Raw genomic sequence first — 22219 nt, forward strand, 5'->3', positions numbered from 1 at the left:
TCACCAAGCAAGGCGGCGTCGGCGGCGCAAGCCAGCCGCGCGGCGCCGTGACGCGGTGGCGTCAGCCGCAGCGCCAGTTCGCCGCCGATGCCGCGCTCACGCATCAGGCCCAGCGCATAGGCGCGCCACTGCGCTTGCCGCCCGGCCAGACCGTCCTGCCACGGCAATAGTTGGCTATGCGCCCATGGATAGCCGAGCAGCACATGCACGCGGTTGCGCCAGGCCGGGCGCGCGCGCGCGGCGCCGCCCAGCAGCATGGCCAGCGCCTGCGCCGGCTTGCCGTGGTGGCGGCAGCGCCAGCGCTTGCCTTCGCTTGCGACATCCGGCAGCAGGATCGCCTCTTCGGCCTCGATCAGCACGGTTCTTTCATTCCATGGCCACGGCACGGCTGACCTCCTGGTAAGTGGTGAGTCCACGCGCCACCGCCTCATCGGCGGCGGCGCGCATCGATTGATAATCTGCGCACTGTGCCAGCGCCTGTTGNNCCAGCCGCAGCACTTCCGCCAGCGCGATGCGGCCGTGAAAGCCGCTGCCGCGGCAGAGCTCGCAAGCGGCTCCGCCACAGGCCGCGCACAGACGACGCACCAGGCGCTGCGACACCACGCCGTTGAGCGCCTCCAGAAAAGAGGCCGGTTCCACGCCCATGTAGAGGAAGCGGTCGATCACGCTGAAGGCGTCGTTGGCGTGCACCGAGGACAGCACGCGGTGGCCGGTCAGCGCCGACTGCACCGCGATGGCGGCGGTTTCNNGTGGACTTGCCGCTGCCGGTGGGACCGGTGATCAGGGTCAGGCCATAGGGCAGTTGCGCCAGCGCGCGGATGCGGCGCGCGGTTTCGCCGGGAAAGCCCAGGGTGTCCAGGTTCAGGCTGTCGCCGCGCTGGGATTTGTCCAGCAGCCGCAACACCGCGTTTTCGCCATGAGCGCCCGGCATGATGGAGACGCGGAAATCCACTTCGCGCCCTTGCAGCGCCACTTTGAAGCGGCCATCCTGCGGCACGCGCTTTTCCGCGATGTCCAGGCTGGACAGCACTTTCAGCCGCGACATCGCCTGGCTGGCCACCAATTGCCCCGGCACCTGCCGGATGGACTGCATCACGCCGTCGATGCGGTAGCGGATATGCAGGCCAGCGACGCTGGACTCCAGGTGGATGTCGCTGGCGCGGCTTTGCAGGCCGTCGTACAAGGTCATGTTGACCAGGCGGATCACCGGGCTTTCATCCTTGGCCAGGCTGCTCAGCGAGATCGATTCCACCGCCTTGGCCAAGCTGTCCTCGGCCAGGTCCACCGCAGCGCCGTCCATCACCCGCTCGCTGGCCTCCGCCTGTTTCAGCCAGGCGTCGACGACGCCGGGCAGGCAGATGGCGAAGCGGTGGCCGGCGCCGAGCAAGCGGTTTTGCAGCCGCAACCGCGCGTCCAGATGCAAGGGCTCGGCCATGGCCAGATAGAGCCGCCCCTGCCATTCCAGCGGCGCCACGCGACAGGACAGGGCCTCGGCCAACGGCAGCAGGTCGAAACGCGGCGCCGCCTCGCGCAGTTGGCCACCGCTCAGCGCGCTCAGCCCCAGCAGCCTGGCCGCCAGCGGCAGGCTGTCCGGTTCGCGCTCCAGTTGCCGGTCCAGCAGTTCGGCCAGCGAGAGGTCTTGCTCGCCGCTCTCGCGCCGCCATTGCCAGGCGGTGGGTACGGCGACATCCAGTAATTGTTCCATCGGTATTCCTCAGCCCATGCCGCCGGCCAGTTCGAAAATCGGCATGTACAACAGGGTGACGATCAGGCCGACCAGGCCGCCGACCGCCAACATCAAAATCGGTTCGAACACTTTGCTGAACACTTCTATCGCCTGGTCCAGCGTGCCATCGTGAAAGTGGGCGATGCGCTCGCACATCCCGCCCAGGTCTCCGCTCTGCTCGCCCACGCGCAGCAGCCGCTCGGCCACCGCCGTGGTCAGGCCATGGCGCGCCAGCGTCGCCGCCACCGGCTTGCCGGCGCGCAGCTCTTCCAGCGCGCGGCTCAGCCGCTGCCCATGCGCCGCCGGCAGCAGCCGCCCGGACAGCTCGAAGGCCTGCAGCGCCGGCGTGCCGCCGTCGATCAGCAAGCCGGCGCTGCGGTAGAAGCGCGCCAGCACGAACAATTGGGCGACATCGCGCAGCTTGGGCAGCGTCCACAACCGCGCCAGCAGCGCGCGACGGACCCGGCTCGCGCGCAGCGTCGCCGCCACCGCGAGCAGGCCTCCGGCCAGCCCCGCGCCCAACAAGCCGCCGTGGCTCTGCACCAGCCGCGCCCACCACAGCATGGCGGCCGCGGTGGCCGGCAGTTCGCGCAGCGATTCGAACACCACGGCGAAGCGGGGGATCACGAAGAACAGCATGAACAGCAGGATGCCGCCGCCCACGCTCAGCACCACCGCCGGATAGACCAGCGCGCCGGTCACCCGCTTGCGCAACGTGGCGACGCGTTGTTCGTAGTACTGGTAGCGCTTCAACGCCGCCGGCAATTGGCCGCTGCCTTCCGACGAGGCCACGGTGGCCACCAGCAGCTCCGGGAACACCGCCGGCTGCGCCTGCATCGCCCGCGACAACGGCTGCCCCTGGTATAGGGTCTGCAGCAATTGTTCCAACACCCCTTGCAGCGGCCTATTGCCCTGCCCGGCCTTGTCGCGCAGCGCTTCCAGCGCCTCGATCAGCACCAGGCCAGCCTCCAGCAGCGCCGACAGCTCCTGCAACAGCAGGCCGAGCGCCGCGCCGTTCAGGCGCAGCCCATCGCGCCGGGCGCCGGCAACGCGCGCCACTTCCAGCAGCATGCCCTCGTCCGCGCCCACTTGGGCCCGCGCGGCCGCTTCGCTGTCCGCCTGCACCAGGCGCAGTTGCACCGCCCCCTGCCGCAACGTGCTGATCCGGTATTCAGCCATCTCGGCGACGTTCCGCGCGCAGTTGCAAGTATTCGCGCCACACCTTGCCCACATAGCGCTGGCGCGCCGTCTCGCGCGCCGCCGCGCCGCCGGCGTTGTAAGCGCCCACCGCGCGCCAGGTATAGCCATAGCGCTGGATGAAGCCGGACAGTATCGACGCGCCCACCTGTATGCTCAGGCAGGGATCGTCCAGCAGCCGTTGGCGCGTGATGCCGCGCTGGCTCAAGGCCGGCAAATGCTGGCTGTTGATTTGCATCAGGCCGATATCGTGGCTGCCGTTCTTGTTGTAATTGATCGCGCGCGGGTTCAACGAGGACTCCACCTTGGCGATCGAATACAGCAGCAGCGGATCCACCTGATGGCGCGCGCCGGCGGCGCGCCAGCAGTTAGCCTCGGCCTGCGCGCCGCCCGACAGCGCGGCAAGCGCCGTCAACAGCAACGCCTTACAGCGCGTGCACCAGTTCACCATTGCCTCCCGCTCGCCCTTCCTCGCCCAGGGACAGGATTTCCGCCTCGGCCGCGCGGCCCGGCACTTGCAATTGATACGGCCGGCCCCAGGCATCCAGCGGCACATCCTGCGCCAGATAAGGGCCATGCCAGCCGGCCACGCCCGGCGGCGCTTTCACCAGCGCGTCCAGACCCTGTTCCGAACTGGGATAGCTGCCGACATCCAGCCGGTATTGCACCAGCGCATCGCCCAGGGTTTTCATCTGCGCCTGGGTGGCCTTGACCTTGGCCTTGTCCACTTGGGAAAACAGCTTGGGACCGACATAGCCGGCCAATAAGGCAATAATCAGCAGCACCACCAATAATTCCAGCAGCGTGAATCCGCCTTGCCTAGCTCGTCGCCATTGAGCGCTGATCATCGTCATAAAATTACTCTTCCAGAAATAAGGCCACGCTTCAGGGCGGGCGCTTGAGAATATCGGTCCGGTCCGCGCCAGCACGCGCCATCCGCTTACCGCTTTCGGCAGGGAATCGCTCCGCTGCCGCGGCAAAGCCAAGCTTGATCAAGGACCTGGGCTTTTCTCTGCCCGGCCATGCTCACACAGCCGTTCAGCCATTCTCAATATTTCTAAAAGGAATCTAAATTCGGGAAACTCAGGACAATGAGATAATGATTTAAAATTAACTGAATAGAAGATTCATATAAAAACTAGCCGGATATAAGCATGGGATTGACTGGATTTAGAATGACTTAAGAAAGCTGGCCTCCTGGCCATGCAAGCGTTTGAATGGCGCTTTTTAAATCCAGCCCCGCCGCGGAGGATATGTCCGACGCGGCCGGGCTTCATTGGAGAAGCGTCATGCACCCTTCCGCCCCGGCGTCCCGCAGCCAAGGCTACCCGCGTCTGCAAATTCTGTTTCACTGGCTGAGCGTGCTGCTGATGGCCAGCCTGGCGCTGGCCGGTGGGCTACGCGACCTTCTGGTCAGTCACACCGCCATCGACATGCGCAGCGTGATGGTCGTGCACATCGGCTGTGGCATGGCCCTGCTCTCGCTCACGCTATTGCGCGCCGCCACGCGGCTGGCCGGTCCGGCGCTGCCGCCGCTGGCCGGCAGCAGCCGCGCGCAGCGCGCTTGCGCCCACGCCGCTCATCTGGCGATCTACGGCTTCATCCTGGGTTCATGCTTATTGGGCTGGATCATCGTCAACGCCAAGGGCCTGAGAATCCCGGTGCCCTTGCTCGGCATCTACTTTCCGCGCCTGGTCGAGGCAGATCCGGCTCTGGTCGTCAGCGCGGTGCGGCTGCACGAATGGCTGGGCTGGATCTTCTATGGCCTGCTCGCCGTCCACGTCTCCGCCGCCATTTGGCACCATGCCGTGCTGAAGGACGACACGCTGCGGCGCATGAGCTGGCGGCGGCCGGCTTCGGTTCCGACTCCTGCCGTGGCCGACTGCCACCGCTGTTCGCAGGATACCGAAGCGCAGAATCAAGAGTTGCCGCCCACGGATCGGCTGGCCTCCTAGAGCTTGTTCAAAGTCTCGCGAGCGTGATCCGGCGCTGGGCGAGAACCGACCGATCAGCCAGGCCGTCCAAGGAGCGGGGAATGGCACAATCGCCATAGCTTTCCCCCGCTCTCACCAGGAGATTCTGCCCATGTCGCGTACTCTACTCACCCTGCTGTGCTGTCTGCCCGCGCTGGCGCTGGCCCAAACCGTGGAACTGTCCTTTGTCGACGCCAAGGGCGATGCCGGCCCCGCCGGCAGCGTCCAGATAGAAGACACGCCCTATGGCGCCTTGCTGACGCCTAATCTGGCAAAGCTGCCGCCGGGCGTGCATGGCTTCCACGTGCATGAGAAGGCGTCCTGCGCGCCATCCGTCGGCGCCAATGGGACCATCACGCCAGCCGGCGCCGCCGGCGGCCACTGGGACCCGGACAAGACCGGCGCGCACGCCGGCCCCTATGGCCAAGGCCATAAGGGCGACCTGCCGGCGCTATACGTGGGCGCCGACGGCAAGGCGACCTACCCGGTGCTGGCACCACGGCTGAAGGCCGCCGACTTCGCTGGCCATGCGCTGATGGTGCATGCCGGCGGCGACAATCACAGCGACCATCCGCTGCCGCTGGGCGGCGGCGGCGCGCGCGTGGCTTGCGGCGTGGTCAAATAAACCCGCCCGCGACAAACCGGACCGGCGCGATTGACAGCGCCGGTTTTTTTATCGACGATGACAGAATTCAAACGACCGTTTTAACGCGATGAAACCACCCGCCTGGCTGTTCCGATTTCTGCTCAATCTATGGCCGCCCTTCCTGGGTGCCGGCATCCGCGTCAAGCGGCTGGCAGCCGACTTCAGCGACATCGAGGTGCAGTTGAAACTGAGCTTCGGCAATCGCAACTACGTCGGCACCCATTTCGGCGGCAGCCTGTACGCGATGACCGATCCCTTCTTCATGCTGATGCTGATGCATCAGTTGGGGCGGGACTACTATGTGTGGGACAAGAGCGGCAGCATCGACTATCTGAAACCGGGACGCGGCACGGTGCGCGCGCATTTCCGGCTGACGCCGGAAACGCTGGACGAAGTCAGACGCCACACCGCGCACGGCGACAAGTATTTGCCGCAGCTACTGGTGGACGTGGTGGATCAGCAGGGCGAGGTGGTGGCCCGGGTGCACAAGACGCTCTACGTCAAGCGCAAGAAAAGATGAGGCGGCGCGCCGCCCCCGTGGTTCAGCGCGCGGAGAACGGCAGCAGATAGCGTTTGCCGTCCAGGCTCAGCGTCGCCAGCCAGTCACGGCTGCCGCTGACGCACAGCGGCAGCGTCACCGTCGCCTTCCAATCGGCGCCGTCGCGCACGAAGGTGTAGCGATTGAAACCCATGTCCATGTCGGCCATATTGAACTCCACCTGCGGCGTCTCGCGCGCGACGACGCCTTGCAGGCGGATTTCGAACGGCTTGCCGTGCACCGGCGCCGACACGAAACGCCAAGCGCCGCCGCCGGGCAGCGCGCAGGACAGTTGGCCGGCGCCGCAAGCCAAGGGCTGCGGCTTGACCGGCTGCCGCTGGCCATACCAGTAATAAATCAGACCGAACTTGACGCCAGCCAGCAGTAGCAAGGCACCGCCCAGCGCCAGCCATTTCCGTTGCTTGGCCGTCATCGCCAGGCCCCCCGCATCAACGCCACCCCATGCGCGCCGTGACAACGGGCGGCGTCCAAATCCTCCAAACTCATGCCGCCCAAGGCGTACACTGGCGTCGGCGCGCCGGCGGCCAGGCAGGCCCGGAACCCATCCCATCCCAGCGCCGCCGCGCCGGGATGGCTGGCGGTGGCGGCGACATGGCCGAGCAAGGCGTAATCCAGGCCCAGTTCGCCTATACGCGCCACTTGCGCCGCGTCATGCGCCGAAGCGCCAACCCAGACAAAGTCCGGGCGTTCGTTCAACGAGGCCAGTCGCGCGGCGTTCAGATGCACGCCATCCACCGGCCACTCCGCCGCCCAGACCGGGTCGGCGTTGAGCAGCAGCTTGCCGCCGCGGCCATGGACGATGGCAGCCGCCTTGGCGACGAAATCAGCGAGCTCGGCGCGCGCCATCTGCGGTTCGCGCACCTGCACCATGCCCCAGGCCGGCCCCTGTTCCAGCCGACGCAACTGCGCATCGACGCCGATTTCGTGCGCGCAAGTGATCGCATAAGCCGCCGGTAATTCCAGCGATTTGAGAATGGGTCCGTTGGCTGGCAGCATGGGCTGCACCGTGCAAGCGCCCGGCGTCTGCCAGGCGAAGCTTTGGCCTTCCCGCGATTGAGGCTCGCCGCGCCAGGACCAGACACGGAAGAAATGCAGCCGCACCGAGGCGTGTTCATAATGGTGGACCTTAGTCAGCCACGGCGTCGCGGCCAGCATTTCAATGCCCATTTCCTCGTGCAGTTCGCGCGCCAGCGCCTGCTCGCCGCTTTCGCCCGGCTCCACCTTGCCGCCGGGGAACTCCCAGTAACCGGCATAGGGCTTGCCTTCCGGCCGGCTGCCCAGCATGAAACTGCCATCCGGCCGCATCAGCGCGCCGGCCACTACCTCGATGATCTTGCTGTCGCTCATTGCTTGGTCTTGCCCGGTGAATATCGTTCCGGCTCTCGACGGCCGGCAGCGCATTCTACCGCAAGCGCTCCCCAGCAATAAGGGCGCCGCGGCGCCCTTATTGACTCAAATAACTGTATTAGAGCCTGTTTACGATCTCGCGAGCTAAGGCGAGCCTTTGAACAGGCTCTTAGACCTCAGACCTCAGCCCGGACGGCCCGGCTTGGTGCAGCCCGCGTCCTTGTAAGGCTGGTTGCTGAACTGCACCCAACCCGGTCCCAGGGAGAATTGCGAGCAAGCAAGCTTGCCGTCCACCTTGCTTTGCCACAAATACCAGGGCGCCGGCGCGGCCAAGGTCAGCAGGGGGAAGGACAAGGCCGCCAGGGTCAGAACAATTTTGCGAATCATCATGCATACCTCAGGACAAAGTGAAGGACACCACGGCCAAGATGGAGTGGCCAGGCGGAAAAATGCCATGACAATATACCGAATCATACTGTTGGCATAAAGCGCCGCCTGCCACTTTGCCTGGAAGGCGGTGTCATGCCCTGCACGCAGCCTCTTGACTAGCACGCAGCAATAGGGGCGCCGCGGCGCCCCCGTCCTCCTGCTTGCGCCCGGAATGGCGCACTCTGCCCTGGGCCGGAGCCGTCGGCAGCAGCCCCCGATCAGCCTGGGCGGCCTTGAACGCGGCAGCCCGCGTCTTTGTAAGGAATGCTATTGAGCAAAACCCAACCCGGTCCATAGGAGAATTGCGAGCACACCAGATGGCCGTCGGACTTGCTTTCCCATAGGTACCAAGGAGCCATGGAAGCAAAAGCCATCCAGGAAACGCTCAGACCCGCCACCAGCAGCGCAAATTTACGTACCGTCATACACACCTCTCGATAATTACTTATCATTAATTAACAATTAAAAAATGCAAAAACAATATACACCAAACTCTGCACCAAATAACTTCTTCGTCATATATTTGGCAGTATTACCAAGCCAAATAAAATCAGCTAGCACGAATAAACTGCAAAAATTAACGGATGGGCCGTTTCAAGCGCGGCTGATAAGCCTCAAAGTGTTACCATTAGCACGGTAAACCTGCGAAATCTGCATATTTATCCCGATTGTCATTCCTTGCCGCCCATCGCGGCACAGGGACGGCCGTCCGCGTTCCGCCGCCAGGCTTGAGCGATTTCGTCATCACCTTCCCCCATCCAGCCAGAAGGAGCTTGCACTTGGACACCTTAAACTCACTCATCCTGGCCGGCTCGCTGGTATTCCTCGCCAGCCTGGTGGTGTCCTCGATCGCCTCCCGCTTCGGCGCGCCGCTGCTGCTGGTCTTCCTCGCGCTGGGCATGCTGGCCGGCGAGGATGGCCCCGGCAAGATCGTGTTCAGCAATTACCAACTCAGCTATGTGGTCGGCACCATCGCCCTGGTGGTGATTCTGTTCGACGGCGGCCTGCGCACGCGCCAGGACAGCTTCCGCATCAGCCTGAAACCGGCCGGGGTGCTGGCCACGCTGGGGGTGCTGATCACCACGGCGGTGACCGGCCTGTTCGCCGCCTGGGTGCTGAAGCTGAGCTGGCTGGAGGGCTTGCTGATCGGCGCCATCGTTGGCTCCACCGACGCCGCCGCGGTGTTCGCCCTCCTGTCCGGGCGCGGCCTGGAAATCAACCGCCGCGTCGGCAGCGCGCTGGAAATCGAATCCGGCAGCAATGATCCGATGGCGGTGTTCCTGACCTCGGCGCTGATCGGGGTATTGGGCCAACAGGGTCAGGACGCCGGCGTCGCCGCCATGCTGTGGCTGTTCGTCAAGCAAATGGGCCTGGGCGCGCTGGCCGGCTGGGGCGGCGGCAAGGCCATGGTCTGGCTGTTCCAACGCCTGGGGCCGCGCGGCGCGATGCTGGCGCTGTTCAGCCTGGGCACCGCCGGCGCGCTGTTCAGCCTGACCACGGCGGCCGGCGGCAGCGGTTTCCTCGCCATCTACCTGGCCGGCATCGTGGTGGGCAACGCCCGGGTGGCGGACCTGCCCAATCTATTGAATATCCACGACGGCTATGCCTGGCTGGCCCAGGTCACCATGTTCCTGGTGCTGGGCTTGCTGGTCACGCCGTCCAATCTGCTGCCGGTGGCGCCCTATGCGCTGGCGATCTCCATCGTGCTGATGCTGGTGGCGCGGCCGCTGGCGGTATGGCTGTGCATGCTGCCCTTCCCGGTGCCCAAGGCGGAAAAGCTGTTCATGAGCTGGGTGGGCCTGCGCGGCGCGGTGCCGGTGATTCTGGCCATTTTCCCGCTGATGGCGGGGCTGCCCAATAGCCAGCTGTTCTTCAACGTGGCTTTCTTCGTGGTGATGATGTCGCTGCTGTTCCAGGGCTGGACCATCGCGCCGCTGGCGGAAAAGCTGAAGCTGAAATTGCCAGCGCGGCCAGACGTGGAGCACCGGGTGCCGGTGGTCAGCGGCCAGCAGGCCCGCTACGAGGCCGCTTCCTGCCTGGTGCGCGCCGATAGCCCGGCCGAAGGCCAGCTGGCCGGCGAACTGGCCTTGCCCGCCGGAGTGAAGTTGGCGGCGCTGTACCGCGAGGAGTTGCCGCTGGAGCCGGCGGCCAGCCAGACGCTGCGCGCCGGCGACTGGGCCTGCCTGATCGGCCCCGGCCCGGCGCTGGAAACCGCCGGCGAGGCCTTCCACCCGCCCGGCGACGATCCTTACTACGGTTACTTCACCGTGTCCGGCCAGGCGCGGCTGGCCGATCTGGCCGACAGCTACGGCCTGAATCTGAGCGAACGCGACCGCGCCGCCAGCATCGCCGAATACTGCAAGCGCGCCTGCGGCTATCCACTGGTGGCCGGCGACGTATTGCGGCTGGACCGCCTGGAGATGGTGATACGCGCCGCCGCCGACGGCCAGGTCAAAAGCGTGGGCCTGCGCTATTTGAAATCACAATAAGGCTTTGCGCTCCTTGGCGCCGCGCCCGGCCCAGTCGCAGGCGAACTGCCAGGCGACACGGCCGGAGCGGCTGCCGCGCAGATGGCTCCAGTGCAGCGCGGCCTTTTCCGCCTCGGCGTCCAGCTTCAGGCCGAAATGCGCCAGCCACTCGGCCGCCGCCGCCAGGTAGGCGTCCTGATCGAAGGGATAGAAGGACAGCCACAAGCCGAAACGATCGGACAGCGACACCTTTTCCTCTATCGCCTCGCCCGGATGGATTTCGCCGTCCTGCACCCAACCTTCGCGGTTTTCGCTCATTTTCTCCGGCATCAGATGACGGCGGTTGGACGTCGCGTACACCAAGACATTGTCGACGCGGCGTGCCAGGCCGCCGTCCAGCGCGGTCTTCAGCGCCTTGTAGGCGTCGTCGCCCTGCTCGAAGGACAGATCGTCGCAGAACAGGATGAAGCGCTCCTTGCGTCCGGCCACCATCTCGACGATGCGGTTCAGATCGCCCAGCTGCGCCTTGTCCACCTCGATGATGCGCAGGCCCTTGGCGGCGAACTCCGGCAGCAGCGCCTTGACCAGCGAGGATTTACCGGTGCCGCGCGCGCCGGTGAGCAGCACATTGTTGGCCGGCCGGCCCTTGACGAATTGGCGGGTGTTGCGCAGCAACTGCGCGCGCTGGGCGTCGATATGGGTCAGCCGTTCCAGTTCCGGCGCGTGCGGCTCCGCCACCGCTTCCAGCCAGCCGGCCATGCCCTGGCGCTGCCAGCGGAAAGCCAATGCGTTCCAATCCGGCTCCGGCCGCGCCGGCGGCAGCAAGGGCTCCAGGCGCGCCAGCATGGCTTCGGCCCGGGCCAGGAAGGCTTGCAACTGCTCCATGATTTCCCCCTCGATGCGAAACGACAAAAACAAACAGCCTGGCAGAAAGCCGCCAGGCTGTCGATGCTCGCGGACGCGGCCGGACTCAGTCCGCCAGATGTTGGAACAAGGGCGTGGACAGATAACGCTCGCCAAAGGAGGGAATCACCACCACGATCAGCTTGCCGGCGTTTTCCGAACGCTTGGCCAGCTCCAGCGCCGCCCACACCGCCGCGCCGGAGGAAATGCCCACCAGCAAGCCTTCGCGCGCGGCCACCGCGCGCGCGGTTTCCATCGCATCCTCGTTCTTCACGCGGATGATTTCATCGTAAATATCGGTATTGAGGATGGCGGGCACGAAGCCGGCGCCTATGCCCTGGATAGGGTGCGGGCCCTTGGGGCCGCCGGACAGCACCGGCGACGCGTCCGGCTCCACCGCCACGATCTGCACGCCGGGCTTGCGCGCCTTCAGCACTTCGCCCACACCGGTGATGGTGCCGCCGGTACCGACGCCGGCGACGAAGATGTCGACCTGGCCGTCGGTGTCGTTCCACACTTCCTCGGCGGTGGTGTTGCGGTGAATGGCCGGATTGGCCGGGTTCTCAAACTGCTGCGGCATGAAATGGCTGTCCGGATTCTGCTCCACCAGCTCGCGCGCCTTGGCGATGGCGCCGCCCATGCCATCGGGGCCCGGGGTCAGGATCAGTTCGGCGCCATAGGCGCGCAGCAGCTGGCGGCGTTCGCGGCTCATGGTTTCCGGCATGGTGATCACCAGCTTGTAGCCGCGCGCGGCGCAGACCATGGCCAGACCGATGCCGGTATTGCCGGAAGTGGGTTCAACGATGGTGGTGTCCGGGCCGATCTTGCCGGCCTGTTCGGCGGCGTCTATCATCGCCACCGCGATGCGGTCCTTGACGCTGTGAGCCGGGTTGAAGAACTCCAGCTTGGCCACCACGGTGGCGCCGCAACCATCGCTCACCCGGTTCAGCCGCACCAGCGGGGTGTTGCCGATCAAATCCGTCACTGCATTGGCAATTCGCATCTTTATTCTCCACAGACAGTTTTGAAGAAAACCATATTACCCAGCATCATAAACAAGCCGTACGGCAATGCTAAATATTGTTTGCTTATAATCGGCAAACTTGGCAGTCTCAGCCGGCCGCGCCCTGGCACCGCCATGGCCGCGACGGCAAAACCGCTACACTGAAACCAGTGCCCATCACCCGCAGACCGAGGTCCACTCCCCACTTATGCCGACACAGGAAACGCTGATCCCGCTCACCGGCTGGCGCCGCAAGCTCTACATCATCATTTACGAGGCCGATACCCGGCTGGGGCGCATCTTCGACCTGGCGCTGATCATCGCCATCCTGTTGTCGGTGCTGACGGTGATTCTGGAAAGCGTGCAAAGCATACAGGCCGCCTGGGGCGCCCAGCTCAAGATTCTAGACTGGTGTTTCACCATTCTGTTCACTATCGAATACGCATTGCGGCTGATCTGTATCCACAAGCCGATGCGCTATGTGAAAAGCTTCTTCGGCGTCATCGACTTGATGGCGGTGCTGCCGCTCTATCTGGGATTGTTCATCCCGGAAAGCCGCTTCCTGGCCGATATCCGCATCCTGCGGCTGCTGCGCATGTTCCGCATCCTCAAGCTGACGCGCTATATCGGCGAGGCCAGCGAGCTGAAACGGGCAATGCTGGCCAGCCGCCGCAAGATCACGGTGTTCCTGGTCACCGTGGTGCTGCTGGTGGTGATCCTGGGCACGCTGATGTTCGTGATCGAAGGGCCGGAGCACGGCTACACCAGCATCCCGGTCAGCATTTACTGGGCCATCGTCACCCTGACCACGGTGGGCTTTGGCGACATCACGCCCAAGACGCCGCTGGGCCAGGCGCTGGCCAGCGTGGTGATGATCACCGGCTACGGCATCATCGCGGTGCCCACCGGCATCGTCACCGCCGAAATCGCGCGCGGCAGCGGCGCCAAGAGCAAGACAGCGGAGGCGGTGTCCGGCACCCGGCTGTGCCCGCACTGCTTCACCGAGGGCCACGACTGGGACGCGCGCTTCTGCAAACACTGCGGCGGCCAACTGCCGCGCCCGTCCAAGGGCGAGGTCAGCTAGCGCCGGCCAGCAACTGCCGATAACGGCCAGCCATCGCGTCGTCGAAAGCCACCAGCAACACCCGCCGCAAGCCATGCGGCTCGCGCGCCAGCCAAGCGCGCACCGTGTCCACCGCGATGATGGCGGCCTGCTGCTGCGGATAGCCGTAAACGCCGCAACTGATCGCCGGGAAGGCGATGCTGTCCAAACCATGACGCGCCGCCAATTCCAGGCTGTTGCGGTAGCAGGCGGCCAGCAGCTCCGCCTCGCCGTGGGCGCCGCCCTGCCACACCGGGCCCACGGTGTGGATCACATGCCGCGCCGGCAGCCGATGGCCGGCGGTCAGCTTAGCCTCGCCGACGCGGCAGCCGTGCAAGCTCCGGCATTCCGCCAGCAGCTCCGGCCCGGCGGCGCGGTGGATGGCGCCGTCCACGCCGCCGCCGCCCAGCAAGCTGGTGTTGGCGGCGTTGACGATGGCGTCCAGCACCAGCGTGGTGATGTCGCCCTGCCATGCCGACAATTCGGTCTTCGCTTCCATCGCTTCCCCCTTATTTATCCATGCCGCCATTATCCGCCCGCCGACGCCAGGCGCAAAAAAAGCCGGCGGATGCCGGCTTTTTCCTTTTCTGCCTTTAAGCAGGGTTGTTCAACAGCGAATTGCGCCGCGAATAGCCAAAATACACCACCAGGCCGATCAGCAGCCAGGCCATGAAGCACAACCAGGTCAGCAACGACAGCTGAGTCATCAGGAAGCCGCAGCACAAGATGGCCAGCGTCGGGATGTAGGGCACGCCCGGGCAGACGAATTTGCGCGGCAGATCGGGCTCGCGCTTGCGCAGCACGATCACCGACAAGGCGATCAGGGTGAAGGCGGCCAGGGTGCCGATGTTCACCAGCTCGGCCAGGGTGTGCAGCGGCACGAAGCCGGCCAGCAAGGCGATAATGGTGCCGATCAGCCAAGTGGCCTTGTACGGGGTGCCGTACTTGGGGTTCACCTCGGAGAAGATCTTGGGCAGCAGGCCGTCGCGCGACATCGCGAACAGGATGCGGGTCTGGCCGTAAGTCATCACCAGGATCACCGTCATCATGCCGAGAATGGCGCCCAGGTCGACAAAGCCGGCGAACCAGTCCAGCTTGGCCACTTGCAGCGCCAGCGACACCGGATGGTCTACGCCGGCGAACTGCATATAAGGCACGATGCCGGTCATGATGGCGGCCACCACCACGTAAAGCAGCGAGCACACGCCCAGCGACCAGATCACCCCGCGCGGAATGTCCTTGGCCGGGTTCTTCACTTCCTCGGCGGCGCAGGTCACCGCGTCGAAGCCGATGAAGCTGAAGAACACGATGGCGGCGCCGTGGAACACGCCGGAGAAGCCGAAGGGCAGCGCCGGCTGCCAGTTCACCGGCTTGACGTGCCACACGCCGATGCCGATGAACAGCAACACCACGCCCACCTTGATCAGCACCACCACATTGTTGACGCGCTTGGATTCCTTGATGCCGAAGGCCAGCAAGGCGGTGATCACCATCGCCACGCAGAAGGCCGGCAGATTGAACAGCGTCTGCTTGCCCGGCAGCGAGCCGGCGGCGGCGGTCAGGTATTCAGGCAGGGTCACGCCGAAGCCCGACAGCAGGCTCTGGAAATAACCGGACCAGCCCACCGACACCGCCGACGAGGCCAGCAGATATTCCAGCAGCAAGTCCCAGCCTATGATCCAGGCTATCATCTCGCCCAGCGTCGCATAGGCATAGGTGTAAGTGGAGCCGGAAACCGGCAGCATGGAAGCGAACTCGGCATAGCACAGCGCGGCGAAACCGCAGGCGAAGGCGCTGATCACGAAGGAAAGCACCAGTCCGGGGCCGGCCACCGTGGCGCCGGTGCCGGTCAGCACGAAGATGCCGGTGCCGATGATGGCGCCGATGCCGAGCATGGTAAGGTCGAAAGCGGAAAGCTCCTTGCGAAGCCCACGCGAGGTCTGAGCGGTAGCCAGCATTCCCTGGACGCTCTTTTTGCGCATCAAACTCATTTGTTTCACTGTCCCGTAACGGCCGTCCGGTACAACGACAAAGCGCCCGCTGTCCCGGCGGGCGCTTCATACTCGGATGGGGCCTGTATGATCTGTTGTGTCCTCTCCCCCGCTGTCCTGTCCGCCGCTGGCTTTAAATTAGACGCCATAACAAGGACTTGCCATTGTCGAGCGCGGTGCTTAAGCCACCGATCCACGCAGTTCATGCCGGGGAAGAATGCGATAGTACCGCAGGGCCGGCCGTCGGCAATACGGGAAACCCCATATAGCCCGCCATTATCAAACCCTGCACGTCATCATAGCGCAAAACAAATCATGGCAATGGCATCAAATCTATCAATTTGCGCGCGGCGTTCTCCAATTGCTGACGGCCGTTGTCGCCGTCGTCCAACTCCTGCTGGCCCTGCCACAGCACCGCGCCGTCGGCGCTATTGACCACCTCCAGCGCCAGCGTGCGCACGGTGCGCACCTGATAGTCCGGCGACCAGTACATGCCGCCGCCGTAGCGCCAATCGCGCCAGCCGCCGGCGTACCAGCCATCCGCCGGCCAATACACCTGGCGCTGCTGGCCTTGCTTGAAGCACAGCTTCCATTGCGGCCGCGTTTCGTCCACCGCCGCCCCCTTCAACACCAAGCGATCCAGCAGCCACTCGCGCATGTCCACGCCGGCGCCGGCCGATGGCAGGCAGCTCAGCCCCACCGTGCTCGCGCCGGCCCAGGCCGGGACGGCCGCCAAGCCGGCCAACAAGGCCGCGGCGCCCCAATTTTTCCATTTCATGATGTCAATTCCAATAAGCCTCATCAGCATAGACTGACCGTAAATAATCGACGAAGTGCCGCACTCGCGCCGGCAGCAAGCGGCGCTGCGGCACCACCGCGCACACGGGATAGTCCGGCGTGGAGAATTCGTCCAACACCGTCACCAGCCGGCCGTCGGACAGATCGTCCTTCACCTCCCACAGCGAACGCCAGGCCAGGCCCAGGCCCTGCAGCGCCCAGTCATGCAGCACCGCGCCGTCGTTACACTCCAGCCGGCCGCCGACGCGCAGGTTCACCGCCTCGCCGTCGCGGCGGAACGCCCAGCCGCGGCTCTGGCTCTCGCCCAAGGACAGGCAGTTGTGCTCAGCCAGGTCCTCCAGCCGGCGCGGCAGGCCGTGGCGCGCCAGATAGGCCGGCGCCGCCACCACCACGCGGCGGTTTTCCGCCAGCCGGATCGCCACCAGCGAGGAATCGGCCAGGTCGGAGATGCGGATCGCGCAGTCGATGCGGTCGCGCTGCAAGTCCACCAGCCGGTCCGACAAATCCAGCGTCACCTTGACGTCCGGATGGCGTAATTGAAAGCCGGCGATGTGCGGCGCCACGTGCTTGCGGCCGAAACCGGCCGGCGCCGACACCCGCAAATGGCCGCGCGCGCGGCCGCTGCCGGAAGCCACCGCCGCCTCGGCGTCCGCCAGATCGGCGAGGATGCGCTGGCAATCCTCGTAAAACGCCGCGCCCTCCTGGGTCAGCGCCAGGCTGCGCGTGCTGCGGGTCAAGAGCTTGACCCCCAGTCTTTCCTCCAGAGCGTCGATGCGGCGGCCGACGATGGCCGGCACCACGCCCTCCTGGCGCGCGGCCGCCGACAAGCTGCCCTGCGTCACCACCGCGACAAAGGTCTCCAACTGTTTCAACATGCTGGCCGCCCCACGATTAGCTAACAAAAAGTAAAAGATGATATGTCTATATATGCATTTTTTTTTACGCTTTGCCTAGCTAGACTAGCCTGGTCCCGTTTCACCGTCCCAGGCCCGGACGCGGGAGCGCCTGTCCCGGCGCATCCGCGCCACCCGAATCTTCAAGGAGTCCCGCCATGGCAGCAACGCTTCCCCAGGGGATGGAAATCCTCGCCCCGCTCACCCCGGCCTACGCCGACATCCTCAGCCACGACGCGCTGGCCTTCGTCGCCAAGCTGCACCGCCGCTTCGAACCGCGCCGCCGCGAGCTGATGGCCGCCCGCGCCGCGCGCCAGAACGAGCTGGACGCGGGCAAGCTGCCGGACTTCCTGCCGGATACCGCCGCCATCCGCGCCGGCGACTGGAAGATCTCGCCGCTGCCGGACGACCTGCTGGACCGCCGCGTGGAAATCACCGGCCCGGTGGACCGCAAGATGATGATCAACGCGCTCAATTCCGGCGCCAAGAGTTTCATGGCGGATTTCGAGGACTCCAACTGCCCGAGCTGGGACAACCAGATCAACGGTCAGATCAATGTTCGCGATGCCTACCGCAAAACCATCTCCTTCGCCAACCCGGACGGCAAGCAATACCGGCTCAACGCCGACACCGCCACCCTGCTGCTACGCCCGCGCGGCTGGCATTTGATGGAAAAGCACGTCAAGGTGGACGGCGACATCGTCTCCGGCGCGCTGTTCGACTTCGCCCTGTCCTTCTTCCACAACATTGCCTATCTGCGCAGCGTGGGCAGCGCCACTTATTACTATCTGCCCAAGATGGAAAGCCATCTGGAAGCGCGCTTGTGGAACGAGGTGTTCGTGTTCGCCCAGAACGAGCTGTCCATCCCGCAAGGCACGATCAAGGCCACGGTGCTGATCGAAACCATACTCGCCGCCTTTGAAATGGACGAGATTCTGTACGAATTGCGCGAGCACAGCGCCGGCCTCAACGCCGGCCGCTGGGACTATATTTTCAGCTGCATCAAGAAATTCCGCCAGAACCGCGACTTCTGCCTGGCCAACCGCGCCCAGATCACCATGACGGTGCCCTTCATGCGCGCTTACGCGCTGCTGCTGCTGAAGACCTGCCACCACCGCGCGGCGCCGGCGATAGGCGGCATGGCGGCGCTGATTCCGATCAAGAACGATCCGACGGCCAATGAGAAAGCGCTGGCCGGCGTCCGCGCGGACAAGGAACGCGACGCCGCCGACGGCTACGACGGCGGCTGGGTGGCCCACCCCGGCCTGGTGCCCATCGCCGCCGAGGCCTTCGGCAAGGTGCTGGGCGACGCGCCCAACCAGATCGCCAAGCATCGGCCGGACGTTCAGGTCGGCGCCGCCGAACTGCTGGACTTCCGCCCGGATGCGCCGATCACCGAGGCCGGACTGGCGATGAACATCAACGTCGGCATCCAGTACCTGGGCGCCTGGATTTCCGGCAACGGCTGCGTGCCCATCCACAATCTGATGGAAGACGCCGCCACCGCCGAAATCTCCCGTTCGCAGATCTGGCAATGGATACGCAGCCCCAAGGGCGTGCTGGACGACGGCCGCAAGGTAACAGCGGAACTGTTCCGCCAGCTGCACGCGGCGGAGGTGGCCAAGCTCAAGGCCGAATACGGCGCGCGCTGGACCCGCCAATACGACGACGCGGCCGCGATGTTCGACCTGCTGACCACCTCGGACGATTTCGTCGAGTTCCTGACGCTGCCCGGTTACGAATACCTGGCTTGATGCCAGGCAGGAATCCCGACGACATATTGTCGGGATTTGTCAGGCTGGCTGCGTAGCTTTGCGGATTGAAGCCCATGGACAACGGCCCTATGATGGGCCGCTTGTCATAATTCACACTGCAAAGCGCATCCGCCTCGGAGCCTGTTCAAGCTCTGGCTTGCGCCCACGCGCGCATCCGTCGCACGGTGGCTTTTGAACAGACTCCTACATGCAAAGCATCCTCGACTTCCAGGCCACCGTGCTCAGCACCACCGGCTACGGCATCGTGTTGACCGCCGTCACCACGATGTTCTGGCTGCGCAAGCGCGGCGAGCACGCCTTTCTCTATTTCGGCATCGCCGGCGGCTGCATCAGCCTGGGCGGCATGTTCAGTCTCTTGCCCATCGGCTTGCCGCCGTGGCCGCAACTGGTGTTCAACAATCTGCTGTGGATGCTATTCCATCCCCTCGCGCTCTGCGGCATCCGTCAGCTCAACGGCAAAAATCCGCGCGTCTGGCAAAGCCTGCTGCTGGTGGCCGCCGGCATGGCCACCTATCTGCAGGCCGGCCCGGCCGATATGGGACAGCGCACCTCCGCAGTCTGCTTGGTCTACCTGATCGCCTGGTTGCTGACCGCGCGCGAGCTGTGGCCCGGCCATTCGCGTATTACCGGCGCCGGCCGCAAGATGGCGCTGGCGGTCTGCCTGCTGTACGCCTTGCTGGCGCTGGCGCGCATCGTCCACGCCGGCTGGGCCGGCGCCGTCTATGACGCCGCCGCGATGCGCTTCTCCATGTTCAGCTCGCTGGGCATGCACTGGCTCAGCTTCAGCTTCATCCTGTGCGCGCTGTACATCTGCTACGAGCGCGCGCTGGAGCATACTCAGCACCAGGCCAGCCACGATGGCCTGACCAATCTGCTCAATCAGCGCGGCTTTCGCGAACTGGCCGAGGCCGCCTACCGGCGCTCCTGGCGCGAGCGCAAGCCGCTGGCGCTGCTGCTCTTGGACGTGGACCACTTCAAAAGCATCAACGACCGCTACGGCCATCAAAGCGGCGACCTGGTGCTGCGGCAATTGGCGGACTGCCTGCGCCGCCAGGCGCGCGCCGACGATATCGTCGGCCGCTACGGCGGCGAGGAATTCGTGATGCTGCTGCCGCGCACCGGCCTGCACGCCGCTCACGAAGCCGCGCAGCGCATCATGCGCGCGATCGCCGAACTGAGCCCGCAGCCCTCGGCCGCTGCGGCGCCGCTGCGTATCAGCGCCAGCATAGGCATCGCCAGCACCAGCCAGCAGCCCTACGACAGCCTGTCCAGCTTGTTCCTGGCGGCGGACAGCCGGCTGTACCAGGCCAAACGCAATGGCCGCAACCGGATAGAACTGGCCGAAGGGTAGTATGCCGTCGGAAACTTTTCTCGGGCATGATGGGCCTACACACTGCAAATCGGACTTTTCCGATCAAGACAACAATTTCATGGGAATGAACACATGAACAAACCAACTCTCTTGCTTGCCAGCCTTGGAACCCTGTTCACCGTCAGCGCCGCCCCGGCGCTGGCCGAGAGCACCCAGCTCAATCTGTCAGCCAGCGCGCAGCGCGAAGTGGCCAATGATCAAATCAGCGCCACCTTCTACCAGCAAATGAGCAACACCCAGCCGGCGGTACTGGCCGATAGGCTTAACAAGGCCGCCGCCCAAGGCATCGCGCTAGGCCGCAATTACGCCAAGGTGCAGCTGTCCAGCGGCGGCTACAACACCTGGCCCAATTACGATAAGAACGGCAAGATCCAAAGCTGGCAAGGCCGGGTGGAAATCCAGCTGAAGAGCCGCGACTTCGCCCAGGCCGCGGAATTGATGGCCAAACTGCAACAGAATCTGCTGCTGCAGGGTCTGCAATTCAGCGTGTCCGATCAGGCGCGCAAGGAAGCCGAGCAAAGCATGCTGCCGGAAGCCATCGCCAACCTGGAATCCCAGGCCAAGGTCGCCGCCAAGGCAATCGGAAAAAATATCAGCAATATCAAGGAATTGGACATTGGCAGCCAATCGCCCATCTTCCGTCCGCCTATGATGATGAAGGCCGCCGGCATGGCCGCCAACGCGGAAGTGGCGCAGCCCGATCTGCAGCCTGGACAGTCCCAACTGCAACTGCAAGTCAGCGGCAAGGTGGAGTTGAAGTAAGCCTTCCAGCCGCCTCGGCATTGCGCTAAAGTAGTCGCTCGCCGGATCGCATCCGGCGAGCACTTCGCCTGCCATCATCCAGATCGATCCGAAACATGAAACTCATCGTCTCCTTGACCAGCCCCTACGCCCGTAAGGTGCGCATCGTGCTGGCCGAAAAGAAAATAGACTGCCCACTGGAGGAGGACGTGCCGTGGAACGCGGATACCCGCGTCGGCGACTACAATCCTCTGGGCAAGGTGCCGGTTCTGGAACTGGATGACGGCTCGACGCTGTACGACTCGCGCGTCATCGCCGAGTATCTGGACAATATCTCACCGGTGTCGCGCATCCTGCCGCAGGAAAACCGCCTGCTGATCGCCACCCGGCGCTGGGAGGCGTTGGCCGACGGCATCGTCGATGCCGCGGTGGCCATCGTGCTGGAAAAACGCCGCCCGGACGACAAACAGATGCCCGAGGTGATCGCGCGCCAGCGCGGCAAGATTGATCGCGGCCTGGCCGCGCTCGCCGCCGACCTGGCCGACCGCCAGTGGTGCAACGGCATCGGCTACAGCCTGGCCGACATCGCCGTCGGCGCCTGCCTGGGCTATCTGGATTTCCGCTTCCCGGAAATAGACTGGCGCGACAGCCACCCCAATCTGGCCAGCCTGCTGGAACGGCTGATGACGCGGCCGTCCTTCGCCGACACCCTGCCGCCAACCGTCTGAACCGCATTGCCATCAAGAAAAACCGGGCTTAGGCCCGGTTTTTTCATGTCGCTTCGCCGCGCGCTGGATCGGCAATCCACTCTCAGAGCCTGTTCAAAGTCTCGCGAGCAAGAGCGAGACAAGGCGAAAACGGCTGAGAAAGCGGAGTGTACATTCGGTACATGAGCATTTCGAAGCGGTTTTCAACGCCGTATCGCCGAAGCGCAGCAGACTTTGAACAGGTTCTCAGACCGGCCGCGGCGCCAGCATGATGATGGCCATCCCGCACAAGGCCACCGCCGCGCCGGCGATATCCCAGGCGCTGGGCCGCATGCCGTCCACCAGCCACAACCACAACAAGGCCACCGCCACATAGACGCCGCCGTAAGCGGCATAGACCCGGCCCGCCGCCGCCGGATGCAGGCTGAGCAGCCAGACAAACAGCATCAAGGCCAACGCCGCCGGCAACAACAGCCACCACGGCCCCTCCTTGCGCAGCCACAACCAGGGCAAATAACAGCCGACGATTTCCGCCACCGCGGTCAGACCGAACAACAACAATAATTTCACGACATTCAACATGAGGTCT

Annotated in this window: 25 protein-coding genes and 1 pseudogene; 9 read left to right on the forward strand and 17 right to left on the reverse strand. The window is 64.7% G+C overall.

What is annotated here, in order from left to right:
- From LQT98_RS14165 to gspG, 6 genes and pseudogenes are all read right to left on the reverse strand, one after another.
- On the reverse strand, positions 1-386 hold a 386-nt coding region (locus LQT98_RS14165), incomplete at its 3' end, for a hypothetical protein (RefSeq protein WP_231463038.1).
- The gene (locus tag LQT98_RS24190; protein ID WP_407928950.1) at positions 367-729 is read right to left on the reverse strand and encodes an ATPase, T2SS/T4P/T4SS family; all 363 of its coding nucleotides are present in this window, start codon (positions 727-729) and stop codon (positions 367-369) included. The genes LQT98_RS14165 and LQT98_RS24190, both read right to left, overlap by 20 nt.
- 28 nt (positions 730-757) lie before the next feature.
- Positions 758-1705 (reverse strand): annotated as a pseudogene (locus LQT98_RS14170) (GspE/PulE family protein); the annotation flags it as partial.
- A 9-nt stretch (positions 1706-1714) separates the two neighbouring features.
- Positions 1715-2905, reverse strand: coding sequence for a type II secretion system F family protein (locus tag LQT98_RS14175; RefSeq protein WP_231463042.1), 1191 nt, complete (start codon positions 2903-2905; stop codon positions 1715-1717).
- On the reverse strand, positions 2898-3338 hold the full coding sequence (locus tag LQT98_RS14180) for a transglycosylase SLT domain-containing protein (RefSeq protein WP_231463044.1): 441 nt from the start codon (positions 3336-3338) through the stop codon (positions 2898-2900). Before LQT98_RS14180 ends, LQT98_RS14175 begins: the two co-directional genes overlap by 8 nt.
- Positions 3339-3348: 10 nt before the next feature.
- A complete protein-coding gene (gene gspG / locus LQT98_RS14185) occupies positions 3349-3777 on the reverse strand; it encodes a type II secretion system major pseudopilin GspG (protein WP_231463047.1) in 429 nt (142 codons plus the stop codon).
- Between the two features lie 435 nt (positions 3778-4212).
- Here gspG and LQT98_RS14190 point away from each other — a divergent pair, with 435 nt between their 5' ends.
- From LQT98_RS14190 to LQT98_RS14200, 3 genes are all read left to right on the forward strand, one after another.
- Positions 4213-4878, forward strand: a complete 666-nt coding sequence (locus LQT98_RS14190; protein ID WP_231463049.1) for a cytochrome b — start codon at positions 4213-4215, stop codon at positions 4876-4878.
- A 130-nt stretch (positions 4879-5008) separates the two neighbouring features.
- Positions 5009-5521, forward strand: a complete 513-nt coding sequence (gene sodC, locus LQT98_RS14195) for a superoxide dismutase family protein (RefSeq protein ID WP_231463051.1) — start codon at positions 5009-5011, stop codon at positions 5519-5521.
- Between the two features lie 88 nt (positions 5522-5609).
- On the forward strand, positions 5610-6062 hold the full coding sequence (locus tag LQT98_RS14200) for a DUF4442 domain-containing protein (protein WP_048411211.1): 453 nt from the start codon (positions 5610-5612) through the stop codon (positions 6060-6062).
- Between the two features lie 22 nt (positions 6063-6084).
- On the opposite strand, the gene LQT98_RS14205 is transcribed toward LQT98_RS14200, so the two are convergent.
- The 4 genes from LQT98_RS14205 to LQT98_RS14220 form a co-directional block, all read right to left on the reverse strand.
- Positions 6085-6513 (reverse strand): hypothetical protein, encoded by a 429-nt coding sequence (locus LQT98_RS14205; protein WP_048411235.1) that lies wholly within the window; start codon positions 6511-6513, stop codon positions 6085-6087.
- Complete coding sequence (locus LQT98_RS14210; RefSeq protein WP_231463052.1) at positions 6510-7448, reverse strand: Nudix family hydrolase; 939 nt, start codon at positions 7446-7448, stop codon at positions 6510-6512. The genes LQT98_RS14205 and LQT98_RS14210 overlap by 4 nt, the downstream gene beginning before the upstream one ends.
- Positions 7449-7631: 183 nt before the next feature.
- Positions 7632-7838, reverse strand: a complete 207-nt coding sequence (locus tag LQT98_RS14215; RefSeq protein ID WP_197081392.1) for a hypothetical protein — start codon at positions 7836-7838, stop codon at positions 7632-7634.
- Between the two features lie 257 nt (positions 7839-8095).
- Positions 8096-8302 (reverse strand): hypothetical protein, encoded by a 207-nt coding sequence (locus LQT98_RS14220; protein ID WP_082150899.1) that lies wholly within the window; start codon positions 8300-8302, stop codon positions 8096-8098.
- 354 nt (positions 8303-8656) lie between these two features.
- Between LQT98_RS14220 and LQT98_RS14225 the strand changes: the two genes are divergently transcribed.
- Positions 8657-10366, forward strand: coding sequence for a potassium/proton antiporter (locus LQT98_RS14225; RefSeq protein ID WP_231463054.1), 1710 nt, complete (start codon positions 8657-8659; stop codon positions 10364-10366).
- Here LQT98_RS14225 and LQT98_RS14230 read toward each other — a convergent pair.
- Together LQT98_RS14230 and cysK are read right to left on the reverse strand one after the other, a co-directional pair.
- On the reverse strand, positions 10358-11230 hold the full coding sequence (locus tag LQT98_RS14230) for an ATP-binding protein (RefSeq protein ID WP_048408758.1): 873 nt from the start codon (positions 11228-11230) through the stop codon (positions 10358-10360). The genes LQT98_RS14225 and LQT98_RS14230 overlap by 9 nt on opposite strands.
- 85 nt (positions 11231-11315) lie before the next feature.
- Entirely contained in the window at positions 11316-12251 is a 936-nt protein-coding gene (gene cysK / locus LQT98_RS14235; protein ID WP_048408757.1) for a cysteine synthase A, read from the reverse strand.
- Positions 12252-12459: 208 nt separating this feature from the next.
- Here cysK and LQT98_RS14240 point away from each other — a divergent pair, with 208 nt between their 5' ends.
- The gene (locus LQT98_RS14240; protein WP_048408756.1) at positions 12460-13335 is read left to right on the forward strand and encodes an ion transporter; all 876 of its coding nucleotides are present in this window, start codon (positions 12460-12462) and stop codon (positions 13333-13335) included.
- Here the strand turns inward: LQT98_RS14240 and LQT98_RS14245 are convergent.
- The 4 genes from LQT98_RS14245 to LQT98_RS14260 form a co-directional block, all read right to left on the reverse strand.
- The gene (locus LQT98_RS14245; protein ID WP_231463057.1) at positions 13328-13852 is read right to left on the reverse strand and encodes an O-acetyl-ADP-ribose deacetylase; all 525 of its coding nucleotides are present in this window, start codon (positions 13850-13852) and stop codon (positions 13328-13330) included. The genes LQT98_RS14240 and LQT98_RS14245 overlap by 8 nt on opposite strands.
- A 94-nt stretch (positions 13853-13946) precedes the next feature.
- Positions 13947-15311, reverse strand: a complete 1365-nt coding sequence (locus tag LQT98_RS14250; protein ID WP_269326035.1) for an amino acid permease — start codon at positions 15309-15311, stop codon at positions 13947-13949.
- 346 nt (positions 15312-15657) lie between these two features.
- Positions 15658-16122 (reverse strand): DUF4136 domain-containing protein, encoded by a 465-nt coding sequence (locus LQT98_RS14255; protein ID WP_231463058.1) that lies wholly within the window; start codon positions 16120-16122, stop codon positions 15658-15660.
- Between the two features lie 4 nt (positions 16123-16126).
- Positions 16127-17017, reverse strand: a complete 891-nt coding sequence (locus LQT98_RS14260) for a LysR family transcriptional regulator (RefSeq protein WP_048408752.1) — start codon at positions 17015-17017, stop codon at positions 16127-16129.
- 176 nt (positions 17018-17193) lie between these two features.
- Here LQT98_RS14260 and aceB point away from each other — a divergent pair, with 176 nt between their 5' ends.
- The 4 genes from aceB (at position 17194) to LQT98_RS14280 (ending at position 21651) form a co-directional block, all read left to right on the forward strand.
- On the forward strand, positions 17194-18789 hold the full coding sequence (gene aceB, locus LQT98_RS14265) for a malate synthase A (protein ID WP_231463060.1): 1596 nt from the start codon (positions 17194-17196) through the stop codon (positions 18787-18789).
- A gap of 208 nt (positions 18790-18997) precedes the next feature.
- Positions 18998-20161 carry a GGDEF domain-containing protein gene (locus tag LQT98_RS14270; RefSeq protein ID WP_231463062.1) on the forward strand — a complete coding sequence of 388 codons (1164 nt, stop codon included), beginning with the start codon at positions 18998-19000 and terminating at the stop codon, positions 20159-20161.
- A gap of 93 nt (positions 20162-20254) precedes the next feature.
- On the forward strand, positions 20255-20944 hold the full coding sequence (locus LQT98_RS14275) for an SIMPL domain-containing protein (RefSeq protein ID WP_231463064.1): 690 nt from the start codon (positions 20255-20257) through the stop codon (positions 20942-20944).
- A 95-nt stretch (positions 20945-21039) separates the two neighbouring features.
- Complete coding sequence (locus LQT98_RS14280; RefSeq protein WP_231463066.1) at positions 21040-21651, forward strand: glutathione S-transferase; 612 nt, start codon at positions 21040-21042, stop codon at positions 21649-21651.
- Between the two features lie 225 nt (positions 21652-21876).
- Here LQT98_RS14280 and LQT98_RS14285 read toward each other — a convergent pair whose 3' ends face one another.
- Positions 21877-22212 (reverse strand): YnfA family protein, encoded by a 336-nt coding sequence (locus LQT98_RS14285; RefSeq protein WP_048408748.1) that lies wholly within the window; start codon positions 22210-22212, stop codon positions 21877-21879.
- Positions 22213-22219 lie beyond the last annotated feature (7 nt).

The organism is Chromobacterium aquaticum (genome assembly GCF_021129195.1).
Taxonomy (GTDB): Bacteria; Pseudomonadota; Gammaproteobacteria; order Burkholderiales; family Chromobacteriaceae; genus Chromobacterium; species Chromobacterium aquaticum.

What these genes read in the sequence shown, in the direction of transcription:
- LQT98_RS14175 (WP_231463042.1), bottom strand. Translation starts at nt 2,905, where the DNA reads ATGGCTGAATACCGGATCAGCACGTTGCGGCAGGGGGCGGTGCAACTG.
- gspG (WP_231463047.1), bottom strand. Translation starts at nt 3,777, where the DNA reads ATGACGATGATCAGCGCTCAATGGCGACGAGCTAGGCAAGGCGGATTC.
- LQT98_RS14190 (WP_231463049.1), top strand. Translation starts at nt 4,213, where the DNA reads ATGCACCCTTCCGCCCCGGCGTCCCGCAGCCAAGGCTACCCGCGTCTG.
- sodC (WP_231463051.1), top strand. Translation starts at nt 5,009, where the DNA reads ATGTCGCGTACTCTACTCACCCTGCTGTGCTGTCTGCCCGCGCTGGCG.
- LQT98_RS14200 (WP_048411211.1), top strand. Translation starts at nt 5,610, where the DNA reads ATGAAACCACCCGCCTGGCTGTTCCGATTTCTGCTCAATCTATGGCCG.
- LQT98_RS14205 (WP_048411235.1), bottom strand. Translation starts at nt 6,513, where the DNA reads ATGACGGCCAAGCAACGGAAATGGCTGGCGCTGGGCGGTGCCTTGCTA.
- LQT98_RS14210 (WP_231463052.1), bottom strand. Translation starts at nt 7,448, where the DNA reads ATGAGCGACAGCAAGATCATCGAGGTAGTGGCCGGCGCGCTGATGCGG.
- LQT98_RS14215 (WP_197081392.1), bottom strand. Translation starts at nt 7,838, where the DNA reads ATGATGATTCGCAAAATTGTTCTGACCCTGGCGGCCTTGTCCTTCCCC.
- LQT98_RS14220 (WP_082150899.1), bottom strand. Translation starts at nt 8,302, where the DNA reads ATGACGGTACGTAAATTTGCGCTGCTGGTGGCGGGTCTGAGCGTTTCC.
- LQT98_RS14230 (WP_048408758.1), bottom strand. Translation starts at nt 11,230, where the DNA reads ATGGAGCAGTTGCAAGCCTTCCTGGCCCGGGCCGAAGCCATGCTGGCG.
- cysK (WP_048408757.1), bottom strand. Translation starts at nt 12,251, where the DNA reads ATGCGAATTGCCAATGCAGTGACGGATTTGATCGGCAACACCCCGCTG.
- LQT98_RS14240 (WP_048408756.1), top strand. Translation starts at nt 12,460, where the DNA reads ATGCCGACACAGGAAACGCTGATCCCGCTCACCGGCTGGCGCCGCAAG.
- LQT98_RS14245 (WP_231463057.1), bottom strand. Translation starts at nt 13,852, where the DNA reads ATGGAAGCGAAGACCGAATTGTCGGCATGGCAGGGCGACATCACCACG.
- LQT98_RS14250 (WP_269326035.1), bottom strand. Translation starts at nt 15,311, where the DNA reads ATGCTGGCTACCGCTCAGACCTCGCGTGGGCTTCGCAAGGAGCTTTCC.
- LQT98_RS14255 (WP_231463058.1), bottom strand. Translation starts at nt 16,122, where the DNA reads ATGAAATGGAAAAATTGGGGCGCCGCGGCCTTGTTGGCCGGCTTGGCG.
- LQT98_RS14260 (WP_048408752.1), bottom strand. Translation starts at nt 17,017, where the DNA reads ATGTTGAAACAGTTGGAGACCTTTGTCGCGGTGGTGACGCAGGGCAGC.
- aceB (WP_231463060.1), top strand. Translation starts at nt 17,194, where the DNA reads ATGGCAGCAACGCTTCCCCAGGGGATGGAAATCCTCGCCCCGCTCACC.
- LQT98_RS14270 (WP_231463062.1), top strand. Translation starts at nt 18,998, where the DNA reads ATGCAAAGCATCCTCGACTTCCAGGCCACCGTGCTCAGCACCACCGGC.
- LQT98_RS14275 (WP_231463064.1), top strand. Translation starts at nt 20,255, where the DNA reads ATGAACAAACCAACTCTCTTGCTTGCCAGCCTTGGAACCCTGTTCACC.
- LQT98_RS14280 (WP_231463066.1), top strand. Translation starts at nt 21,040, where the DNA reads ATGAAACTCATCGTCTCCTTGACCAGCCCCTACGCCCGTAAGGTGCGC.
- LQT98_RS14285 (WP_048408748.1), bottom strand. Translation starts at nt 22,212, where the DNA reads ATGTTGAATGTCGTGAAATTATTGTTGTTGTTCGGTCTGACCGCGGTG.